At 69.3% G+C, this 20,178-nt stretch carries 18 protein-coding genes; 1 reads left to right on the top strand and 17 read right to left on the bottom strand.

Features of this window, described 5'->3' with window-relative positions; genetic code table 11:
* Positions 1 to 112: 112 nt before the first annotated feature.
* Genes ACWDO5_RS01745 through ACWDO5_RS01730 form a run of 4 tightly spaced genes read right to left on the bottom strand, consistent with a single transcriptional unit; the run spans position 113 to position 3,475 of the window.
* Positions 113 to 586 (bottom strand): GNAT family N-acetyltransferase, encoded by a 474-nt coding sequence (locus ACWDO5_RS01745; RefSeq protein ID WP_450527501.1) that lies wholly within the window; start codon positions 584 to 586, stop codon positions 113 to 115.
* The gene (locus tag ACWDO5_RS01740) at positions 583 to 1,524 is read right to left on the bottom strand and encodes an RluA family pseudouridine synthase (protein WP_450527499.1); all 942 of its coding nucleotides are present in this window, start codon (positions 1,522 to 1,524) and stop codon (positions 583 to 585) included. Before ACWDO5_RS01740 ends, ACWDO5_RS01745 begins: the two co-directional genes overlap by 4 nt.
* Before the next feature lie 17 nt (positions 1,525 to 1,541).
* Positions 1,542 to 2,102: a signal peptidase II gene (gene lspA, locus ACWDO5_RS01735; RefSeq protein ID WP_450527497.1), complete on the bottom strand. Its 561-nt coding sequence runs from the start codon at positions 2,100 to 2,102 to the stop codon at positions 1,542 to 1,544.
* Positions 2,103 to 2,161: 59 nt separating this feature from the next.
* On the bottom strand, positions 2,162 to 3,475 hold the full coding sequence (locus ACWDO5_RS01730; protein ID WP_450527496.1) for a TraR/DksA C4-type zinc finger protein: 1,314 nt from the start codon (positions 3,473 to 3,475) through the stop codon (positions 2,162 to 2,164).
* 571 nt (positions 3,476 to 4,046) lie between these two features.
* Between ACWDO5_RS01730 and ileS the strand changes: the two genes are divergently transcribed.
* Positions 4,047 to 7,184 carry an isoleucine--tRNA ligase gene (gene ileS / locus ACWDO5_RS01725; RefSeq protein WP_450527494.1) on the top strand — a complete coding sequence of 1,046 codons (3,138 nt, stop codon included), beginning with the start codon at positions 4,047 to 4,049 and terminating at the stop codon, positions 7,182 to 7,184.
* 171 nt (positions 7,185 to 7,355) lie between these two features.
* Here ileS and ACWDO5_RS01720 read toward each other — a convergent pair whose 3' ends face one another.
* The 13 genes from ACWDO5_RS01720 to ACWDO5_RS01660 form a co-directional block, all read right to left on the bottom strand.
* A complete protein-coding gene (locus ACWDO5_RS01720) occupies positions 7,356 to 8,459 on the bottom strand; it encodes a DivIVA domain-containing protein (protein ID WP_450527492.1) in 1,104 nt (367 codons plus the stop codon).
* Between the two features lie 54 nt (positions 8,460 to 8,513).
* Entirely contained in the window at positions 8,514 to 8,804 is a 291-nt protein-coding gene (locus ACWDO5_RS01715) for a YggT family protein (RefSeq protein ID WP_356228355.1), read from the bottom strand.
* A gap of 69 nt (positions 8,805 to 8,873) precedes the next feature.
* Positions 8,874 to 9,479 (bottom strand): cell division protein SepF, encoded by a 606-nt coding sequence (locus ACWDO5_RS01710; RefSeq protein ID WP_450527490.1) that lies wholly within the window; start codon positions 9,477 to 9,479, stop codon positions 8,874 to 8,876.
* 125 nt (positions 9,480 to 9,604) lie between these two features.
* Complete coding sequence (locus tag ACWDO5_RS01705) at positions 9,605 to 10,324, bottom strand: YggS family pyridoxal phosphate-dependent enzyme (RefSeq protein WP_450527489.1); 720 nt, start codon at positions 10,322 to 10,324, stop codon at positions 9,605 to 9,607.
* Complete coding sequence (gene pgeF / locus ACWDO5_RS01700) at positions 10,321 to 11,106, bottom strand: peptidoglycan editing factor PgeF (RefSeq protein WP_450527487.1); 786 nt, start codon at positions 11,104 to 11,106, stop codon at positions 10,321 to 10,323. The genes ACWDO5_RS01705 and pgeF overlap by 4 nt, the downstream gene beginning before the upstream one ends.
* Positions 11,103 to 12,311: a cell division protein FtsZ gene (ftsZ, locus tag ACWDO5_RS01695; RefSeq protein ID WP_450527486.1), complete on the bottom strand. Its 1,209-nt coding sequence runs from the start codon at positions 12,309 to 12,311 to the stop codon at positions 11,103 to 11,105. Before ftsZ ends, pgeF begins: the two co-directional genes overlap by 4 nt.
* Before the next feature lie 279 nt (positions 12,312 to 12,590).
* The gene (locus ACWDO5_RS01690) at positions 12,591 to 13,397 is read right to left on the bottom strand and encodes a cell division protein FtsQ/DivIB (RefSeq protein WP_450527485.1); all 807 of its coding nucleotides are present in this window, start codon (positions 13,395 to 13,397) and stop codon (positions 12,591 to 12,593) included.
* 15 nt (positions 13,398 to 13,412) lie between these two features.
* On the bottom strand, positions 13,413 to 14,507 hold the full coding sequence (gene murG / locus ACWDO5_RS01685) for an undecaprenyldiphospho-muramoylpentapeptide beta-N-acetylglucosaminyltransferase (protein ID WP_450527483.1): 1,095 nt from the start codon (positions 14,505 to 14,507) through the stop codon (positions 13,413 to 13,415).
* A 6-nt stretch (positions 14,508 to 14,513) separates the two neighbouring features.
* Positions 14,514 to 16,004 (bottom strand): putative lipid II flippase FtsW, encoded by a 1,491-nt coding sequence (ftsW, locus tag ACWDO5_RS01680; RefSeq protein ID WP_450527481.1) that lies wholly within the window; start codon positions 16,002 to 16,004, stop codon positions 14,514 to 14,516.
* Between the two features lie 82 nt (positions 16,005 to 16,086).
* On the bottom strand, positions 16,087 to 17,523 hold the full coding sequence (gene murD / locus ACWDO5_RS01675; RefSeq protein ID WP_450527480.1) for a UDP-N-acetylmuramoyl-L-alanine--D-glutamate ligase: 1,437 nt from the start codon (positions 17,521 to 17,523) through the stop codon (positions 16,087 to 16,089).
* On the bottom strand, positions 17,505 to 18,575 hold the full coding sequence (gene mraY, locus ACWDO5_RS01670; protein WP_450527478.1) for a phospho-N-acetylmuramoyl-pentapeptide-transferase: 1,071 nt from the start codon (positions 18,573 to 18,575) through the stop codon (positions 17,505 to 17,507). Before mraY ends, murD begins: the two co-directional genes overlap by 19 nt.
* On the bottom strand, positions 18,572 to 19,966 hold the full coding sequence (locus ACWDO5_RS01665; RefSeq protein ID WP_450527476.1) for a UDP-N-acetylmuramoyl-tripeptide--D-alanyl-D-alanine ligase: 1,395 nt from the start codon (positions 19,964 to 19,966) through the stop codon (positions 18,572 to 18,574). The genes mraY and ACWDO5_RS01665 overlap by 4 nt, the downstream gene beginning before the upstream one ends.
* The coding region (locus ACWDO5_RS01660; RefSeq protein WP_450527474.1) for a hypothetical protein at positions 19,966 to 20,178 on the bottom strand (213 nt) is incomplete at its 5' end. The genes ACWDO5_RS01665 and ACWDO5_RS01660, both read right to left, overlap by 1 nt.

Here is a 20,178-nt window from a genome sequence, read left to right as displayed (position 1 = left end):
TCGAAACCTCAACGATCAAGACTTCAAGCCTGCCACGCAAATAGCCCCAATTACCCCACCGTGGGACGTCGCGGCGACGGGCGAATGAACGAGGTGGGGCCTTCCGCCCCGGCTAAAGCGCCCGCCGCATCGCCCGGTGCCCGATCCCCGCGTCCAGGAACTCCGCTCCGTACGCCACGTACCCCAACCGCTCGTAGAACTCCAGCGCGTGCGTCTGCGCGTGCAGGTCCACCGCGGCCAGCCCTCGCTCCCGCGCCGCCTTCTCGATCGCCCGGACCAGCGCCACGCCCACGCCGAGCCCCCGCGCCGTCCTGCTCACCGCGAGGCGGCCGAGGGAGCCCACCGACAGGTCGCCGCCCGTCTTGTCCGTCACGGCCTCGCCGTACAGCAACCGTCCCGTGCCCAGCGGCTGCCCGTCCGCGCCGACCGCCAGGACATGCACCGTGTCCGCGTTCTCCGCGTCGAACGCGTCGTACTCGATCTCCGCCGGCACCCGCTGCTCGACGACGAATACTTCCTTGCGGACCGCGAAGCACGCCTCCCGGTCCGCCGGGCCGACGGCGGCCCTTACGGCAAAGGAACTCACGCGCTCTCCGCCGCGATCGTGTCCAGCGCCGACTTCAGGTCCTCGGGGTACGTGCTCTCGAACTCCACCCACTGCCCGTCCGAGGGGTGCTCGAAGCCCAGCCGCACCGCGTGCAGCCACTGCCTGGTCAGCCCCAGCCGCTTCGCCATCGTCGGGTCCGCGCCGTACGTCAGATCGCCCACGCACGGGTGCCGGTGCGCAGCCATGTGCACGCGGATCTGGTGCGTACGCCCCGTCTCCAGCTTGATGTCCAGCAGCGACGCCGCGCGGAACGCCTCGATCAGGTCGTAGTGCGTGACCGACGGCTTGCCCTCCGCCGTCACCGCCCACTTGTAGTCGTGGTTCGGGTGCCGCCCGATCGGCGCGTCGATCGTCCCGCTCAGCGGATCCGGGTGCCCCTGGACCAGTGCGTGATACCGCTTGTCCACGATCCGGTCACGGAACTGCGCCTTCAGCAGGGTATAGGCCCGCTCCGACTTGGCGACGACCATCAACCCGGACGTGCCGACGTCCAGCCGGTGCACGATCCCCTGCCGCTCCGCCGCGCCGGACGTCGAGATCCGGTACCCCGCGGCCGCGAGACCGCCGATCACGGTCGTGCCGCTCCAGCCGGGACTCGGGTGCGCGGCCACGCCGACCGGCTTGGCGATCACGACGATGTCGTCGTCGTCATGCACGATCTCCATGCCCTCGACCGGCTCCGCCACGATCTGCACCGGCGCGGGCGCCTGCGGCATCTCGACCTCGAGCCACGCCCCGCCTTGCACCCGCTCTGACTTTCCGACGACCGAGCCGTCGACCTGTACCTTCCCGGCGGCAGCCAGCTCGGCCGCCTTCGTACGGGAGAACCCGAACATCCGGGAGATGGCGGCGTCTACACGCTCGCCCTCAAGGCCGTCGGGTACGGGCAGGGTGCGGATCTCGGGAACTGTACTCACCCGTCGAGTATGCCTTGTCAGTCCTTGTGGACAGTCCCGTCGGGGTCCAGCCCCTTGAACGACAGGATCACAATCAGGATCCCGCCGCAGACGATCGCGGAGTCGGCGAGGTTGAAGACCGCGAAGTGCGCGGGCGCGATGAAGTCGACGACCGCGCCCTTGAAGACCCCGGGTGCCCGGAAGACCCGGTCGGTGAGGTTGCCGAGCGCACCGCCGAGCAGCAGACCGAGGGCGAACGCCCACGGCAGGCTGTAGAGCTTGCGCGCCAGACGGGCGATGACGACGATCACCGCCGCCGCGATGCAGGTGAAGATCACGGTGAAGGCTTCGCCGATACCGAACGCGGCGCCCGCGTTCCGTACCGCCTCGAACTTCAGCAGTTCGCCGATGATCTCGATCGGCTCGTGGTGCTCCAGCTTGGCCACCACGAGCATCTTGCTGCCGAGGTCGAGCACGTAGGCGACGAGCGCAACAACGAACAGCACGGCGATCCGCCGCTTGCCCTTGGGCTGCTCGGCGGGCGCCGCAGCCTCGTCGTCAACATCTGGCGTACCGATGATGCGCTCCGCCTCTGCCACGTGAGTCCCTCAACCTAGGTGCCTGACTGAGCACGAGGTTACGGTACACACGTACGGAGTCAGCCTCGGCGTTCTTGCTTCTGCTTGTCCTCCACGCACAGTGTGGCGCGCGGGAAGGCCTGCATACGGGCCTTCCCGATCGGCTTGCCGCAGATCTCGCAGAGCCCGTACGTCCCGGCATCGAGCCGCACCAGCGCGCGCTCGGTCTGTTCCAGCATCTCGCGCGCATTGGCCGCAAGCGCCATCTCGTGCTCGCGCGTGATGTTCTTGGTCCCGGTGTCGGCGTCGTCGTCGCCCGCGCCGTCCCCGGAATCGCGCATCAGACCGACCAGTGACTCTTCCGACGAGCTGATCTCGTTCGTCAGTCGGACCACCTCGCTCTCCAGCCCGGCACGCGCTTCGGCGACCTCCTCCTCTGTCCATGGGTCCTCGCCGGGCCGCACGGCAAGCTCCCCCGGCGGCGTCGCGGCCGCTGCAGGGGTCGTGGGCACCGCCACCGCGCTGTCGCCGGCTGCCGATGTCCCACCCGCGGTCTTCTTCGCTCCCACCGTCCTGGCTCCTGTCTGCTTCGCGGCCTCGGCCGCCCCCTTGGCCGCGGCTGCGGCCTTCTTTGCGGCCTTCTTGGCCACGGCCTTCCTGGCAGGCGCCTTCTTCACCGGCGGCGTCTGGGCCGCCGGTGCGGCAGTCTCCTCCACGACCGTGGCGTCCTTGGCGGTCGCCTTCTTCGCGGTCGTGTCCTTGGCGGTTGCTTTCTTCGCGGTCGCCTTCTTCGCGGTCGCGCTCTTGGCGGTCGCGTCCTTCGGGGTCGTCTTCTTCGCCGGCGCCTTCTTCGCGGCTTTCTTGGCCGTGGCCTTCGTGGCCACCGCCTTACTCGCGGTCGTCTGCACGGTCGTCGTCTTGGTCGCGGTCGTGTTCGTGGGGGTCGCCTTCTTCGTCGCCGTGGCCTTCTTCGGGGTGGCCTTCTTCGGGGTGGCCTTCTTCGCAGCCGCTTTCTTGGTCGGTGCCTTCTTGGCCCCGGCCGTCTTGGCGGGAGCCTCGTCCGCGGGGGTCTTCCCCGCCCTTGCCTTCCGGGGCGGTGCCTTCTGGGCACCTGTCTTCCTGGCGGGAACCTCGTCCGCGGGGGCCTTCCCCGCCGCCGTCTTCCGGGGCGGTGCCCTCCTGGCCCCTGCCGTCTTGGCCGGAACCTCGTCCGCGGGGGCTTTGTCCGCCAACACCTTCCTCACCGTCGCCGCCGCCGATGCCTTCTTCCCGGTCCTCTTCGCCGCGGCCTTCCTCGCGACGGTGCCCTTCTTGCCGCTCGCATCCTTGGCCGCCGCGTCAGCGGCGGTGGATCTTGCGGACGCCGTCTTCTCGGCGGTCTTCTTCGCCACCATGGCCGCGGCCCCTTCACATATTGTGATCTTGCTCGCGAGTCGGTGCTGGGACGATAAATCGACACCAGCCCCGCGGCAAACGGGGCACGCCGCCGCTTCGGCCCGCCCCGGCCTGCGACAAGGCGAACCTGCATCCGTTGTGCCCAGCTCCCCGCCCGGTAATCCGCCACTGGAGCGGAGCCGGACTCCGCCGGGGGCCGTATGGCCATTCGGGTCAACCGCGCACCCCGCGGGCGGGGCCGCGCCCGGTCCGTGAAAACCGGTCGGCCGCCTTCCGTGCGGGCCCGTACACTGGGCGAAGCGAAAGGCGTGGATGGGGACGAGTAGCTTCGTACGCAGCCATGAGCGACCCGGGGACGGTGAGAGCCCGGGGGCGAGCGCGAGGTGAAGCATCACCCCTGAGCCGCCGGAAGAAAGCCCACGGGACGACCGTGGGCAAGTAGACCCGGCATCGCGACCCCAATGAGGGGGCTCACCGGCCTGGCCGGCGGGCCAAGGAGGGTGGTACCGCGGGAGCACGCGCTCTCGTCCCTCCGACGGAACAGACATTGTCCGTTGGAGGAGCTCGCCGATGACGCCACCCCAGTACAACCAGGTGCCCGCCCAGGTCGACCTGCCCGCGCTCGAGCACGCCGTGCTCGACTTCTGGCGCGAGAGCAAGATTTTCGCCAAGAGCCTCGAGCAGTCCGAGGGCCGCCCCGAGTGGGTGTTCTACGAGGGCCCGCCGACCGCCAACGGCATGCCCGGAGCGCATCACATCGAGGCCCGCGTCTTCAAGGACGTCTTTCCGCGCTTCCGCACGATGCGCGGCTATCACGTCGCCCGCAAGGCCGGCTGGGACTGCCACGGCCTGCCGGTCGAGCTCGCCGTCGAGAAGGAACTCGGCTTCTCCGGCAAGAAGGACATCGAGGCGTACGGCATCGCGGAGTTCAACGCCAAGTGCCGTGAGTCGGTGACCCGTCATACGGACGCGTTCGCCGAGCTGACGACCCGCATGGGGTACTGGACCGACCTCGACGACGCGTACCGCACCATGGACCCGGCCTACATCGAGTCGGTCTGGTGGTCGCTGAAGGAGATCTTCAACAAGGGTCTGCTGGTCCAGGACCACCGTGTCGCCCCCTGGTGCCCGCGCTGCGGCACGGGCCTCTCGGACCACGAGCTGGCGCAGGGGTACGAGACGGTCGTGGACCCGTCCGTCTTCGTCCGCTTCCCGCTGACGAGCGGCCCGCTGGCCGGCGAAGCGGCCCTCCTGGTGTGGACCACGACCCCCTGGACCCTGGTGTCCAACACGGCGGTCGCCGCGCGCCCCGACGTCACGTACGTCGTCGCGACGAACGGCGAGGAGAAGCTCGTCGTCGCGCAGCCGCTCCTCGAGAAGGCCCTCGGCGAGGGCTGGGATGCCACCGGCCAGTCCTTCACAGGCGCCGAGATGGAGCGCTGGACGTACGACCGTCCCTTCGCCCTCGTCGAGTTCCCTTCCGAAGCCCACTACGTCGTCAACGCCGACTACGTCACCACCGAGGACGGCACCGGTCTGGTCCACCAGTCCCCCGCCTTCGGTGAGGACGACCTCAGGGTCTGCCGTGCGTACGGCCTGCCCGTGGTCAACCCGGTCCGCCCGGACGGCACCTTCGAGGAGGACGTGCCGCTGGTCGGCGGAGTCTTCTTCAAGAAGGCCGACGAGGCGCTCACCAAGGATCTTGCCGATCGCGGCCTGCTCTTCCGGCACGTCCCGTACGAGCACAGCTATCCGCACTGCTGGCGCTGCCACACCGCGCTGCTCTACTACGCGCAGCCGTCCTGGTACATCCGCACCACCGCCATCAAGGACCGGCTGCTCGAGGAGAACGAAAAGACCAACTGGATCCCGGACTCGGTCAAGCATGGCCGCTACGGCGACTGGCTGAACAACAACGTCGACTGGGCGCTCTCCCGTAACCGCTACTGGGGCACGCCGCTGCCGATCTGGCGCTGCGAGGAGAACCACCTCACCTGCGTCGGCTCGCGCGCCGAGCTCACCGAGCTCACCGGTACCGACCAGTCGGCGCTGGACCCGCACCGTCCTTACATCGACGATGTGACGTTCCCCTGCCCGACCTGCCAGAAGACGGCGACGCGCGTCCCGGAGGTCATCGACGCCTGGTACGACTCGGGTTCGATGCCGTTCGCGCAGTGGGGCTATCCGTACAAGAACAAGGATGTCTTCGAGAAGCGCTACCCGGCGCAGTTCATCTCGGAGGCCATCGACCAGACGCGCGGCTGGTTCTACACGCTGATGGCCGTCGGCACGCTCGTCTTCGACAAGTCCAGCTACGAGAACGTCGTCTGCCTGGGCCACATCCTCGCCGAGGACGGCCGCAAGATGTCCAAGCACCTGGGGAACATCCTGCAGCCGATCCCGCTGATGGATCAGCACGGCGCCGACGCGGTCCGCTGGTTCATGGCGGCGGGCGGCTCCCCGTGGGCCGCGCGCAGGGTGGGCCACGGCACGATCCAGGAGGTGGTGCGCAAGACCCTCCTCACGTACTGGAACACGGTGGCCTTCCAGGCCCTGTACGCGCGCACGTCCAACTGGGCGCCGTCCGCGGCGGATCCGGCCCCGGCGGAGCGCACGGTCCTGGACCGCTGGCTGCTGAGCGAGCTGGGCGCGCTGGTGGACCAGACGACCCGGGCGCTGGAGGCGTACGACACCCAGCGTGCCGGAAAGCTCCTGTCGGCCTTCGTCGACGACCTGTCCAACTGGTACGTACGCCGCTCCCGCCGCCGCTTCTGGCAGGGCGACGCCGCGGCGCTGCGTACGCTGCACGACGTCGTCGAGACTGTGACCCGTCTCATGGCCCCGCTCACCCCCTTCATCACGGAGCGGGTCTGGCAGGACCTGGTCGTCCCGGTGACGCCGGACGCCCCGGAGTCGGTCCATCTGTCGACCTGGCCGACGGCCGACCTGGATGCCATCGACCCCACCCTCTCCTCCCAGATGGCCCTGGTCCGCCGCCTGGTGGAGCTGGGCCGCGCCACCCGCGCGGAGTCCGGGGTCAAGACGCGTCAGCCGCTGTCCCGGGCGCTGGTCGCGGCGGCGGGCTTCGAGTCCCTCTCCCCCGAGCTGCACGCGCAGATCACGGACGAGCTGAACGTCTCGTCCCTCGCCTCGCTCTCCGAGGTCGGCGGCTCGCTGGTCGACACCACGGCCAAGGCGAACTTCCGCGCGCTGGGCAAGCGCTTCGGCAAGGGCGTCCAGGCGGTCGCGAAGGCAGTCGCCGAGGCCGACGCCGCCGCGCTCTCGCTGGCCCTGCGCGAGGGCAACGCGACCGTCTCCGTCGACGGCGAGACGATCACCCTCTCCCCGGAAGAGGTCATCATCACGGAGACCCCGCGCGAGGGGTGGTCGGTGGCCTCCGACTCGGGTGCGACGGTCGCGCTCGACCTGGAGATCACCCCGGAGCTGCGGCTCGCGGGCCTGGCGCGTGACGCGATCCGCCTGATCCAGGAGGCGCGCAAGAACAGCGGCCTGGACGTCGCGGACCGCATCGCGGTGAGCTGGTCCGCCACGGACCCGTCCACCGTCGAGGCGCTGACGGAGCACGCCGGGTTGATCGCCGACGAGGTGCTGGCCACGACGTTCACCCCGGACGGGGCGGACGACAGCTTCGGTGCGCCGTTCACGGACGAGGGCCTGTCCCTGACGTTCCGCCTGCGCAAGCAGTAACAGACCAGCAACCGAAGGGGCCCGGGCACCAGCCCGGGCCCCTTTCCCCATCCAGCGCTCCGCAGAGGCCATCGCCACCAGTACCCAACAAAAGGGCCGGGCCCGGGACATCAGTCCCGGGCCCGGCCTTTCAGCCTGCCGACGGCTACGCGCGATACGCGCGACCCGCCGTCAGTTGTCGTCCTCGTCGATCAGGAACCCTCGCATCGGCGACGGCGCCTGCTGCATCGGCTGCGGAGCCTGCGGCCGCACCGGTGCCATCGGCTGGGTCATCGCCGGGGACATCTGCTGCTGGCCACCACCGTATGAAGGGGCTCCGCCCATGGACGGGTTGCCACCCATCGGCTGCCCCATCGACTGGTTGCCGCCCATGGTGTGACCCATCGCACCCGCACCGGCCGGAGCCATCGACTGGGCCGACGGCAGCGAAGGAGCGGACGGGCTGCGCGGCGGGGCCAGGGAGTCGTCCGCCTGAGTCTCCAGCTGACGCAACTGGCTCTCCAGGTACGACTTCAGCCGGGTGCGGTACTCGCGCTCGAAGCCTCGCAGATCCTCGACCTTGCGCTCCAGCGTGGCACGCGCGGACTCCAGCGAGCCCATCGCGACGCGGTGCTTCTCCTGGGCGTCCCGCTCAAGAGCGTCCGCCTTGGCGCGGGCGTCGCGCTCCAGGCCCTCGGCGCGGCTGCGCGCCTCGCCGACGATCTTGTTGGCCTCGGAACGGGCCTCCGCGATCGCCTGGTCGGCGGTCTGCTGCGCCAGCGAGAGCACTCGCGCGGCACTGTCGCCGCCGGGGCCCTGACCGGGCTGCGGCATCTGCGGACCGTGACCGCCCATGGGGCCGCCCATCGGGCCACCCATGGGACCGCCCTGCATCGGGCCGGGGCCGTGCGGGCCCTGCGGGCCGCCGTGGCTGGGGCCACCGTGGCTGGGGCCGGCGGGCAGCTGCGGAGCACCACCGGGCAGCTGGGGAGGACCCATCTGCGGGGGCTGCTGCTGGACCGGCGGTCCGGATATGGCGGCGGGCACCGGCGCCCCCGGGCCTCGGCCGTCCTGCTGCTCCGGCGGCTTGCGCATGCCCTGCTGCTGCTGGTTCTGCGCGGCCGCACGGGTCGCCGCGGCCAGCTTGGCGCGCAGGTCCTCGTTCTCGCGGAGCAGGCGGGTCAGTTCGGACTCGACCTCGTCGAGGAAGGCATCGACCTCGTCCTCGTCATAGCCTTCTCGGAGGCGGACGGTCGTGAACTGCTTGTTCCGCACGTCCTCGGGGGTCAGCGGCATCTCTTCTTCACCTCTACGTAGTCGTCGGCAGTCGGCAAGACCGTATCGCTCACATCAGTTCCCCACGCTGTTCACGACAGAGATCAGGATGTAGACGATGATCATCAGAACGAAGAAGGACAGGTCTAGTGCCACGCCCCCGAGACGCAGCGGCGGAATGAACCGCCGCAGAAGCTTGAGCGGTGGATCGGTGACAGTGTAGGTGGCCTCCAGAACGACCACCATCGCCTTGCCAGGTTGCCATGAGCGGGCGAACTGGAAGACGTAGTCCATGACCAGCCGGAAGATCAGCACGACCAGGAAGCACATCAGCGCGATGTAGACCACATCCAAAGCGACGCCCATCCCGCGCTTCCCTCTCCCCTGGCTCTCGTGTCACCGGCCTTGTGGCCGGTCGTTCCGGTCTCGTATTTCTCAGCTCTGGTTGAAGAACCCGCCCTCTGCGATGCGGGCCTTGTCCTCCGCCGTGACATCGACGTTAGCAGGCGACAACAGGAACACCTTCTGCGTCACCCGCTCAATGCTGCCATGCAAACCGAAGACGAGTCCCGCGGCAAAGTCGACAAGTCGCTTCGCATCGGTGTCGTCCATCTCCGTGAGATTCATGATCACCGGGGTGCCCTCGCGGAAGTGTTCCCCGATGGTACGGGCCTCGTTGTAGGTCCGTGGGTGCAGTGTGGTGATGCGGTAAGGCTCCCGCTCGGACACGACCTTGGGCATGATCACCGGTGCGTTCTTCTCCAGGCTCGGACGTTCAGGTGTGATAGATGCCACGGGGGCGATTCGCGCAGGACGTCCACTTTCAGCGGGAAGCGGAACCGGCTCGCGCTGCGCGGGCGGCTGCATCATCCGCACCGGCTCTTCCCGCTCCACCTGGTGCGGGGGCTGGTGCCGCCGGTGGTCCCGCTCCGGCTCCGGCTCGGGTTCGAAATCGTCATCGGGATCGAAACCCCGGCCGTCATATCCATCGTCCTCCACGAGGCCGAGGTAGACCGCCATCTTGCGCATCGCGCCGGCCATTCTCTGAGTCCTCCGCTCTGTGGTGGATCGGCATTCGTCACCAAGTGCCCGCGATCCACTCGGTCTGCCCGCATTGTGACGGGAATGACCATATTTTCTGCTGTGGTCCGACTTGCTTCGCGACGTTACCCGAGCCGGGGTCGGACTCCGAGTACCGCAGTGCCGACGCGCACATGTGTCGCTCCCGCCGCCACTGCTTGTTCGAGGTCCGCACTCATCCCTGCTGACACCATGTTCCCAGCCGGATGCCCGGCGCGCAGGCTGGATGACAATTCCATCAGCCGCTCGAACGCCGCCTGTTGCCGTCCCGCGTACGGTCCGGCGAGCGGCGCCACAGTCATCAGACCGTCCAGCCGCAGTCCCGGTGCGCCGTCGATCACGGCGGCCAACTCATCGATGCCGTCCGGTGCGACGCCGCCGCGCTCTCCCCGCTCGCCCGACTCCGCGTCCAGCGCCACCTGGATCAGGCAGCCGAGCTCGCGCTCCGCGCGAACCGCTGCGGCGGACAGCGAGTTGACGAGCTTGAGCCGGTCGACAGATTGCACGACATCGGCATAACTCGCCACGGAACGGACCTTATTGGTCTGCAACTGTCCGACGAAGTGCCAGCGGAGGTCCAGATCCGAGCAGGCTGCGGCCTTCGGTGCAGCGTCCTGGTCACGGTTCTCGGCCACATGCCGCACACCGAGTTCATGGAGCAGCCGCACATCACTCGCCGGATAGGTCTTGGTGACCACGATGAGGGTCACCTCCTCCCGCTTGCGGCCGGCGGCCGCGCAGGCGGAGGCGATACGTTCCTCCACTGCCGTCAGACTGTCGGCGAGTTCGGTTCTGCGGTCCGTCATGCTCGGGTCTCTCCTGCCGGGGGTCCGGGGGTTGTCCCCCGGGAAGGCACAGCCAGCCAGACATATCCGGCCAGCCGCCCGGTGGTGCGGTCGCGGCGGTACGAGTAGTGGTCCAGCGATTCCAGTGTGCACACCGGCGAGCGCTGCCGGTCGCGTACCCCGAGCGCTTCGAGCTGGGCGTGGACTCCGGCGGTGACGTCGACGGCCGGGGTGCCCCAGCTGGTCTCGGACCAGGCCGCCGGTTCGGCCGCGGCCACTTCTGACCGCATCTGCTCGGGGACTTCGTAGCAGCGTCCGCAGACGGCGGGTCCGGTACGGGCGATGATCCGGCCCGGCTCCGCGCCCAGCGACTTCATCGCCTCGACGGTCGCGGGCACGATCCCCGCGACCATTCCGGGACGGCCCGCGTGCGCGGCGGCCACCACGCCCGCGACCGGATCGGCCAGCAGTACGGGGGTGCAGTCCGCCGTCAGCACGGCGAGGGCGAGCCCCCGCCGTGCGGTGACCACACCGTCCACCGCCGGTACCGGCCCGTCGCCCCAGGGCCCGTCGACCTCGGCGACATCCTTGCCGTGGACCTGGTTCATCCAGACGACCTCGTCCGGGTCGAGCCCGAGTTGCTTCGCTGCGATCGCGCGGTTGGTCAGTACGGCCGCGGCGTCGTCGCCGACCGCTCCGCCGAGGTTGAGCCCCTCGTACGGAACGGCGCTCACCCCGCCCCACCGGTCGGTGAAGGCGAAGTGCGCGCCGCTCTCGTGTATCGCGTCGTGCCGCACTGTCACTTCAAGAAGTCCGGGACATCCAGCTCTTCGGCCTGGCTGTCCTGGTACGGACGGGCCGGCGGCACCGCGTGTCCGGAGACCGGGGAGTTGAGGTCGTTCCCGACCGGAGCGGGCTCGGCCGGGGCCGAGGGCTCTTCGCGGGTCGGCACGGTGCCGAGGCCGGACGAACGCGAGCTCTCCATGGAGCGGGACGCAGCGGGCGAGTCCTCGCGCTTGCTCGCGCTGGAGCCGAGAACCGTCTCCCGGCGGGTCGGCGGCTGTCCGCCGTCGAAGCCGGCCGCGATGACCGTGACCCGTACCTCGTCACCCAGGGCGTCGTCGATGACCGCGCCGAAGATGATGTTGGCCTCGGGGTGGGCGGCCTCGCTGACCAGCTGGGCCGCCTCGTTGATCTCGAAGAGACCGAGGTCCGAGCCGCCGGAGATGGAGAGCAGCACCCCGCGGGCGCCGTCGATGGAGGCCTCCAGCAACGGCGAGGAGATCGCCATCTCGGCAGCGGCCACCGCGCGGTCGTCGCCGCGGGCCGAGCCGATGCCCATGAGCGCCGATCCCGCCTCGGACATCACGGACTTGACGTCGGCGAAGTCGAGGTTGATCAGGCCGGGGGTGGTGATCAGGTCGGTGATGCCCTGGACACCGGACAGCAGCACCTGGTCCGCGGACTTGAAGGCGTCCAGCACGCTCACCTGGCGGTCCGAGATGGACAGCAGGCGGTCGTTCGGGATCACGATGAGGGTGTCGACCTCTTCGCGGAGCTCAGCGATACCGTCCTCCGCCTGGTTGGCCCGGCGGCGGCCCTCGAAGGTGAACGGGCGGGTGACCACGCCGATCGTGAGGGCGCCCAGCGTGCGCGCGATGTTGGCGACGACGGGTGCGCCGCCGGTTCCGGTGCCGCCGCCTTCGCCGGCGGTGACGAAGACCATGTCGGCCCCCTTGAGGACCTCCTCGATCTCCTCACGGTGGTCCTCTGCCGCCTTGCGACCGACTGCGGGGTTGGCTCCGGCCCCCAGGCCGCGAGTGAGTTCACGACCGACGTCGAGCTTGACGTCGGCGTCGCTCATCAACAGGGCTTGCGCATCAGTGTTGATCGCGATGAACTCGACGCCCTTGAGACCGACCTCGATCATTCGGTTGATGGCATTGACACCACCGCCGCCGACACCGATGACCTTGATGACTGCGAGGTAGTTCTGCGGTGCTGCCACGTCGAAGGCCTCTCGCCTCGAGTTACGTGTCGTCGCTTCGCGTTGGTTGCCGCGCTGCGACGACGGATGCCGATGGGACGGTCCGAAACGCCGACCCAAACCCTAACGTTGAAGTTTAGGGTTACCAATGTGTCTGTTCGCTGGACTCTTCCGAACAGGACACTAAGTCGACAAGTGGCGCCCGTTCAACGAACACGCCGAACCTCCCGTTTTTCTTTTCACCCTATGTGATCAGCCGTTGCGCTGACCAACCAGGGTGTTGGCCAGCACATTTGGGCGTCAACTCCCCGACGCGGCAGGGGCGGTGGGCGCGCTCACGTCGAAGTGCCGGGCCTTCGGCGCGGCTTTCATCAGTGCGGTGAGCGCGCGCGCCTTCGCTTGACCGTCCTCCGCGCTGCCCCAGACAACCGTACGGTCCCGGCTCAACTCCACGGTGATGTAGTCGTATGAGTGGACCGTGACGGCTCTTGTGTCCGCGACGGCCTCTCCGGGGAGTTCGCCCCTGACGCGTACCGCCTCGGCGAGGAGTCGGTCGGGGCCGAAACGGCGCAGACTCGGGGACTGATCCACTGTCAATTCGAGCAGCGGAACAGCCTTGGGGGCCTCGTCCACCGTGGCGAACCGGACGCCCTTCGCGTCCACTTCGATGAACTTTGCGCCCTTTTCGATAAGTAGCACGGGCTTTCGCTCGGTCACTTTCAGATCGATCCCGCGCGGCCATGACCGAACGACATCCACCGAGTCGATACGGGGCAGTTTATGCCTGAGACGGGCCTCAATGGCGTCCGTATCGACGGAAATCAGCGGCGCACCGATCGGGACAGCGGCCGCGGACGTCACCTCGTCAGATGTCAGAACCTCAGTGCCCGATGTCGTGACGCGCTCGGCGCGCAGCCACGGGGAGCCGTAAAGCACCCAGATTCCGCCCGCGATGAGCAGGATCGCGGCGGCGGCGATCAGCAGCGCGCGGCGGCCGGGGAGGCGCAGCCGACGGGCCGGGGGGTCCTGGCGGGGCGGGCCGGCCGACCCCGCGCTCCCGCCAGGGGACTTGCCCGCCCAGCGTTCGGCGGTAGTCGGTCCGGCCACGCTCCCCTGCCCTTCTTACGCCTGGCGGCGTGCAGCGATCGCCTCGTACACCATGCCGACGAGCAGGTCGTCGGCGTCCCTGCGGCCGAACTCGGCGGCGGCACGGGACATCTCGTACAGCCGGTGCGGGTCGACGAGCACCGGAAGGACATTGCCCTGGACCCACTCGGGGGTCAGTTCGGCGTCGTCGACCAGCAGTCCGCCGCCGGCCTTCACCACCGGCTGGGCGTTCAGCCGCTGTTCGCCGTTGCCGATCGGCAGCGGTACGTAAGCGGCGGGGAGCCCGACGGCGGAGAGCTCGGCGACGGTCATCGCGCCCGCGCGGCAGAGCATCATGTCGGCCGCTGCGTACGCGAGGTCCATGCGGTCCACGTACGGTACCGGGATGTAGGGCGGCATACCGGGCATGTTGTCCACGCGCGGCAGTTCGTTCTTCGGGCCGACCGCGTGCAGGATCTGGATGCCGGAGCGCTGAAGCACCGGCGCGATCTGCTGGATCACCTCGTTGAGGCGGCGGGCGCCCTGTGAGCCGCCGGAGACCAGCAGCGTCGGCAGGTTGGGGTCCAGGCCAAAGGCGGCACGGGCCTCGGGGCGCACCCGTGCGCGGTCAAGGGTGGCGATGGTGTGGCGCAGCGGGATGCCGATGTAGCGGGAGTTGCGCAGCTTGCTGTCCGGCGTGGCGACGGCCACGGCCGCGGCGTACCGCGACCCGATCTTGTTGGCCAGGCCGGGGCGCGCGTTGGCCTCGTGGACCACGATCGGCACGCCGAGCCGCTTGGCGGCCAGATAGCCGGGCAGCGCGACATAGCCGCCGAAGCCGACGACGCAGTCCGCCTTCGTACGCTCCAGGATCTGCTCGGCGGCCTTGATGGTGCCGCGCAGCCTTCCTGGGACGGTGATCAGCTCAGGGGTGGGCCTGCGCGGCAGCGGAACGGCGGGGATGAGCGCCAACTCGTAGCCGCGCTCGGGCACGAGCCTGGTCTCGAGTCCCTTCTCCGTGCCCAGGGCCGTGATTCCCACGGCCGGGTCCTGCCTGCGCAGGGCGTCCGCGAGGGCGAGCGCGGGCTCGATGTGGCCGGCGGTCCCCCCACCGGCGAGTACGACATGCACCGAAATTCACCGCTCTCCGGACGGACGCTTCTTGACGCGCCGCCTCATCGTCTTCCATCTCACCCCGGGCCGCCGCATGGCCAGGGCCGCCTTCGCGGCGGGATCCTCTCGCGCGAAGGCGATCAGCAGCCCGACCGCGAACATGGTCGGCAACAGGGCTGATCCCCCGTAGGAGAACAGCGGGAGCGGGACACCGGCGATCGGCAGCAGACCGAGCACCGCACCAATGTTGACCACGGCCTGTGCCGTGATCCAGGTGGTCACGCCTCCCGCGGCATACCTCACGAAGGGGTCCTCCGTGCGTCCGGCCACGCGGATACCCGCATAGCCTAGAGCCGCGAAGAGTGCGAGCACCGACAGCGTCCCCGCAAGCCCCAGTTCCTCACCCGCGATGGCGAAGATGAAATCGGTGTGGGGTTCGGGGAGTTGACCCCATTTTTCCACACTTGCACCGAGGCCGGAACCAAACCATCCGCCGGAGGCAAGAGCATAGATGCCGTGGACGGCCTGCCAGCACTCGCCCTGGGGACCGAGGTCGATCGCGCCGACGCAGAAGAGCCGGGACATCCGGTTCTCGCTGGTCTTGATGAGCATGACACCGACGAGAGTGGCGACGGCCAGCACCCCCGCGAACAGCCGGGTGGGCGCTCCGGCCAGCCATAGCAGTCCGAAGAGGATCGCGGTGAGGATGATCGCCGTACCCATGTCGCCGCCGAGCATGATCAGGCCGAGCAGCAGAAAGGCGACCGGGACCAGCGGCACCAGCATGTGCTTCCACTGGGTCAGCAGCCGCTTGTCCTGCTTACGCGCGAGCAGATCGGCGCCCCACAGGATCAGTGCCAGCTTGCCGAACTCACTGGGCTGGAGCTGGAACGGTCCGCCGAGGTAGATCCAGTTCTGGTTGCCGTTGACCGCATGCCCTATCCCGGGGATCTGGACAAGCGCCATCAGAAAGACGGTGCCCATCAGGAGCGGGTAGGCAAGCGCCCGGTGGAGCTTGACCGGCATCCGGGACGCGAGCAGCAGCAGGCCGGTGCCGAGGACGGCGGCGAGAAACTGCTTGCGGAAGAAGTACGAGGCCGGGAGCGACAGCTCGAGCGCCTTGATCATCGAGGCGGAGTAGACCATCACCAGACCGAGCACAGTGATCAGCAGGCTGCTGCCGAGAATCAGGTAGTAGCCGGTCAGCGGGCGGTCCCAGGTCCGGCGCGCCTGCTCGTACAGCCGTCGTACGCCACTGCCCCGGGGCTGCCGCGGATCGCTGGGCCCGCGGGCGCCACCGGCGACGGGCGTGCGACGCACGGCTCCCCCGGCCCGGCTGCGCAGGGCGAGCCCGGCGTGGGCCGGCCCCGGGCCTGCGAGAGCGGGCCCGAGCCCGACTGGGGCTCCGCCCCAGACCCGGCGATGCCCGAAGGGCATGCGCGGTCCGGGGGCGAGGCCCGCTGCTGCGGGAAGGGCCTGCCCCGGGCGGTCCGGGGCGGTGTCGTCGGCGGGCATGGTCGCTGTCCCCTCCAGTCGTGCCTGGCGCGGCGCCGGAATCCCGGGCGGCCCCGGGACGCTCGCACGGGGGCCGGGCCGGTCAGGCGGACTCGGCGGCGAGTGCGCGGACCGCGTCCGCGAACGCCTCGCCTCGCTTGTTGTAATTGGCGAACATGTCCATCGAGGCGCAGGCCGGGGCCAGCAGAACCGTGTCCCCCGGCCGGGCGAGCCTCGCTGCTTCCAGGACCGCCGCCGACATCGCCCCAGTGTCTGTCCGGTCGAGGTCGACGACCGGGACTTCCGGGGCGTGTCGCGCCAGGGCTTCGCGGATCAGTGCGCGGTCCGCGCCGATCAGTACGACACCGCGCAGGCGCTTCGCCGACCTCTCGACGAGTTCGTCGAAGGTCGCGCCCTTGGCCAGGCCGCCGGCGATCCACACGATCGGATCGTAAGCCGCCAGGGACGCTTCCGCGGCATGGGTGTTGGTGGCTTTGGAGTCGTCGACGTACGCGACACCGGCGACGTCGGCGACCTTCTCGATGCGGTGCGGGTCGGGGCGGAAGGCGCGCAGTCCGTCGCGTACGGCGGCGGGCGCGACGCCGTACGCACGGGCCAGCGCCGCGGCCGCCAGCGCGTTGGCGATGTTGTGCGGAGCCTGCGGGTTGACGTCCGCGACCTCGGCGAGCTCCTGGGCCTGCTTGTTCGGGTTGTCCACGAAGGCGCGGTCGACCAGGATCCCCTCGACGACTCCGACCTGGGAGGGCCCGGGTGTGCCGAGGGTGAAGCCGATCGCCCGGCAGCCCTCCTCGACGTCCGCCTCGCGCACCAGGTCTTCGGTCGCCTTGTCGGCGGCGTTGTAGACGCAGGCTACGGTGTTGCCCTTGTAGATCCGGCCCTTGTCGGCGGCGTACGCCTCCATGGAGCCGTGCCAGTCGAGGTGGTCCGGCGCGATGTTGAGCACGGCGGCGGAGTGGGCGCGCAGCGAAGGCGCCCAGTGCAGCTGGTAGCTGGAGAGTTCGACGGCGAGTACGTCGTACGTCTCCTCGCCGAGGACCGCGTCGAGCAGCGAGACGCCGATGTTGCCGACGGCCGCCGTACGCAGGCCCGCGGCCTCGAGGATTGAGGCGAGCATCCGTACGGTCGTGGTCTTGCCGTTGGTGCCGGTCACAGCGAGCCAGGGCACTGCTTTTCTACCGTCCCGCCCCCGCAGCCGCCACGCCAGTTCGACGTCGCCCCATACCGGGACGCCCGCCTCGGCGGCGGCCGCGAAGAGCGGCTTGTCCGGCTTCCAGCCGGGCGTGGTGACGATGAGTTCCGTCCCGGCGGGCAAGGTCGCACCGTCGCCGAGGCGGACGGTGATTCCCTCCGCCTCCAGTTCGGCCGCCTGCGCACGGGAGCGTTCGTCGTCCCCGTCGTTGACGACCGTGACGACGGCTCCGAGGCCGTGCAGTACCCGGGCGGCGGGGATGCCGCTCACGCCCAGACCCGCGACGGTGACCTTCTTGCCCTGCCAGGTGCTCACTTGTCGGCTGCCCATCCCGCGTAGAAGAGGCCCAGACCCACGATCACGCACATTCCCTGGATGATCCAGAACCGGACGACCACAAGGACTTCGGACCACCCCTTGAGTTCGAAGTGGTGCTGGAGGGGTGCCATGCGGAAGACGCGCTTGCCGGTCATCTTGAAGGAGCCGACCTGGATGACCACGGACATGGTGATCAGGACGAACAGACCGCCGAGGAGGGCGAGCAGGAGCTCCGTACGGGAGCAGATCGCCAGACCCGCGAGCGCGCCGCCGAGTGCGAGCGAACCGGTGTCACCCATGAAGATCTTGGCAGGTGAGGTGTTCCACCACAGAAATCCGAAGCAGGAGCCCATCAGCGCGGAGGCGACGACCGCGAGGTCGAGCGGATCTCGTACCTCGAAGCAGGCGTTGGGGTTGGTCAGCGTCACCGCGTTGGCGCAGGACTCCTGGAACTGCCAGAGCCCGATGAAGGTGTACGCGCCGAAGACCATCACCGACGCGCCGGTGGCCAGACCGTCCAGACCGTCCGTCAGATTCACCCCGTTGGACATCGCGAGAATCATGAACAGCGCCCAGACGACGAACAGCACCGGGCCGATGGACCAGCCGAAGTCGGTGACGAACGACAGCCTGGTGGAGGCCGGGGTCTGACCGCGGATGTCGGCGAACTGCAGCGCCAGCACGGCGAACGCGATACCGACGATCAGCTGGCCGGCCATCTTCGCCTTGGCCCGCAGACCGAGCGAGCGCTGCTTGACGATCTTGATGTAGTCGTCGAGGAAGCCGACCAGGCCCATGCCGGCCATCAGGAAGAGCACCAGCACGCCCGAGAAGGTCGGGTCTTCTCCGGTGATCACCTTGGTAAGGGCGTACGCGATGAGCGTGGCGAGGATGAAGGCGATGCCGCCCATGGTGGGCGTGCCCTTCTTGCTGCCGTGGCTGCGCGGGCCGTCGTCCCGGATGAACTGCCCGTATCCCTTGCGGGCCAGGAGTTTGATCAGCAGCGGGGTGCCGACCAGGGTCAGGAAGAGCCCGATGGCTCCCGCGAAGAGGATTTGCCTCATCGGACGGCACCCTCACCCTCGAGAAGCGCCTGTGCGACCCGCTCCAGCCCGACCGATCTGGAAGCCTTCACCAGCACGACGTCTCCCGGACGCAGCTCACTGCGCAACAGGTCGACCGCCGCCTGCGCGTCGGACACGTGCACCGACTCCTCACCCCACGAACCCTCGTTATAGGCGCCCAGTTGCAACCAGGACGCTTCCCTGCCCCCGACTGCGACGAGCTTGCTGACGTTGAGTCGGACGGCGAGCCGTCCGACCGCGTCGTGCTCGGCGAGCGCTTCGTCGCCGAGCTCGGCCATCTGGCCGAGCACCGCCCACGTACGGCGCCCTTTGCCCATGGCCGCGAGCGCACGCAGGGCGGCTCGCATGGACTCGGGGTTCGCGTTGTAGGCGTCGTTGACGATCGTCACGCCGTCCGGACGCTCGGTGACCTCCATGCGCCAGCGGGAGAGGGTGCCCGCCTCGGAGAGCGCGAGGGCGATCTCGTCGACGGACATGCCCAGCTCATGGGCGACGGCGGCCGCGGCGAGCGCGTTCGACACGTGGTGCTCACCGTACAGCCGCATGGTCACGTCACTGCACCCGGTGGGGGTTTGGAGCGTGAAGGCGGGCTGTCCTAGTTGGGTGAGCCGGACATTCTCGGCGCGTACGTCGGCGTCCGCGGCCTCTCCGAAGAGGACGACCCGGGCCTTTGTGCGGGACGCCATGGCGCGTACGAGAGGGTCGTCGGCATTGAGGACGGCCACGCCGTCCTTCGGCAGACACTCCACGATCTCGCCCTTGGCCTCGGCGATCTGCTCGCGGCCGCCGAACTCGCCGATGTGGGCGGTGCCGACGTTCAGTACGAGGCCGACCTTCGGCGGGACGAGACCGGTGAGGTAGCGGATGTCGCCGATGTAGCGGGCGCCCATTTCGAGGATGAGGTGCTCGGTGTCCTCGGCGGCCCGCAGCGCGGTCAGCGGCAGACCGATCTCGTTGTTCAGATTGCCCGCGGGGTAGACCGTGGGGCCCTTGCGCTCCAGGACCTGAGCGATGAGGTCCTTGGTGCTGGTCTTGCCCGAGGAGCCGGTGAGCGCGATCGCGGTGGTGCCGAGGCGTTCGACTACGGAGCGCGCGAGGGCGCCGAGGGCGGCGGTGACGTCGGGCACGACGATCGCGGGTACGCCGACGGGGCGGGTGGCCAGCACGGCTGCCGCACCCCCCGCGACGGCGCGCTCGGCGTAGTCGTGGCCGTCGACGTGTTCGCCGGCGAAGGCGGCGAAGAGACTGCCGGGCCGCACCGCGCGGGAGTCGATGACGACGGGGCCGGTGACCCGCACGGCCGGGTCCGGTATGTCGTACGACTGCCCGCCGACGATTTCGGCGATCTCGGCGAGGGAGAGGGCGATCACTACTTCATCCCACTGTCTTTATGGATTGCAGCGTTCTCGATGGCGGCGCGGAGGACCTGGCGGTCGTCGAAGGGGCGGACCACGCCGGCGATGTCCTGGCCCTGCTCATGGCCCTTGCCGGCGATCAGCACGGTGTCGCCCGGCTGCGCGCCAACGCGCCGGCGCCGACCGGACTGCCGATGATGGTGAGGTCGATCCCGGCCTGAGCGCGC

The organism is Streptomyces sp. NPDC000880, assembly GCF_053599675.1.
This window is presented reverse-complemented; position numbering and strand designations above follow the sequence as displayed.

Bases quoted from the DNA above. Each gene is read 5' to 3' on its own strand.
- ACWDO5_RS01730 (WP_450527496.1), bottom strand. From the start codon at position 3,475: ATGGTGGCGAAGAAGACCGCCGAGAAGACGGCGTCCGCAAGATCCACC.
- ileS (WP_450527494.1), top strand. From the start codon at position 4,047: ATGACGCCACCCCAGTACAACCAGGTGCCCGCCCAGGTCGACCTGCCC.
- ACWDO5_RS01720 (WP_450527492.1), bottom strand. From the start codon at position 8,459: ATGCCGCTGACCCCCGAGGACGTGCGGAACAAGCAGTTCACGACCGTC.
- ACWDO5_RS01715 (WP_356228355.1), bottom strand. From the start codon at position 8,804: ATGGGCGTCGCTTTGGATGTGGTCTACATCGCGCTGATGTGCTTCCTG.
- ACWDO5_RS01710 (WP_450527490.1), bottom strand. From the start codon at position 9,479: ATGGCCGGCGCGATGCGCAAGATGGCGGTCTACCTCGGCCTCGTGGAG.
- ACWDO5_RS01705 (WP_450527489.1), bottom strand. From the start codon at position 10,324: ATGACGGACCGCAGAACCGAACTCGCCGACAGTCTGACGGCAGTGGAG.
- ftsW (WP_450527481.1), bottom strand. From the start codon at position 16,004: ATGCCCGCCGACGACACCGCCCCGGACCGCCCGGGGCAGGCCCTTCCC.
- murD (WP_450527480.1), bottom strand. From the start codon at position 17,523: ATGGGCAGCCGACAAGTGAGCACCTGGCAGGGCAAGAAGGTCACCGTC.
- mraY (WP_450527478.1), bottom strand. From the start codon at position 18,575: ATGAGGCAAATCCTCTTCGCGGGAGCCATCGGGCTCTTCCTGACCCTG.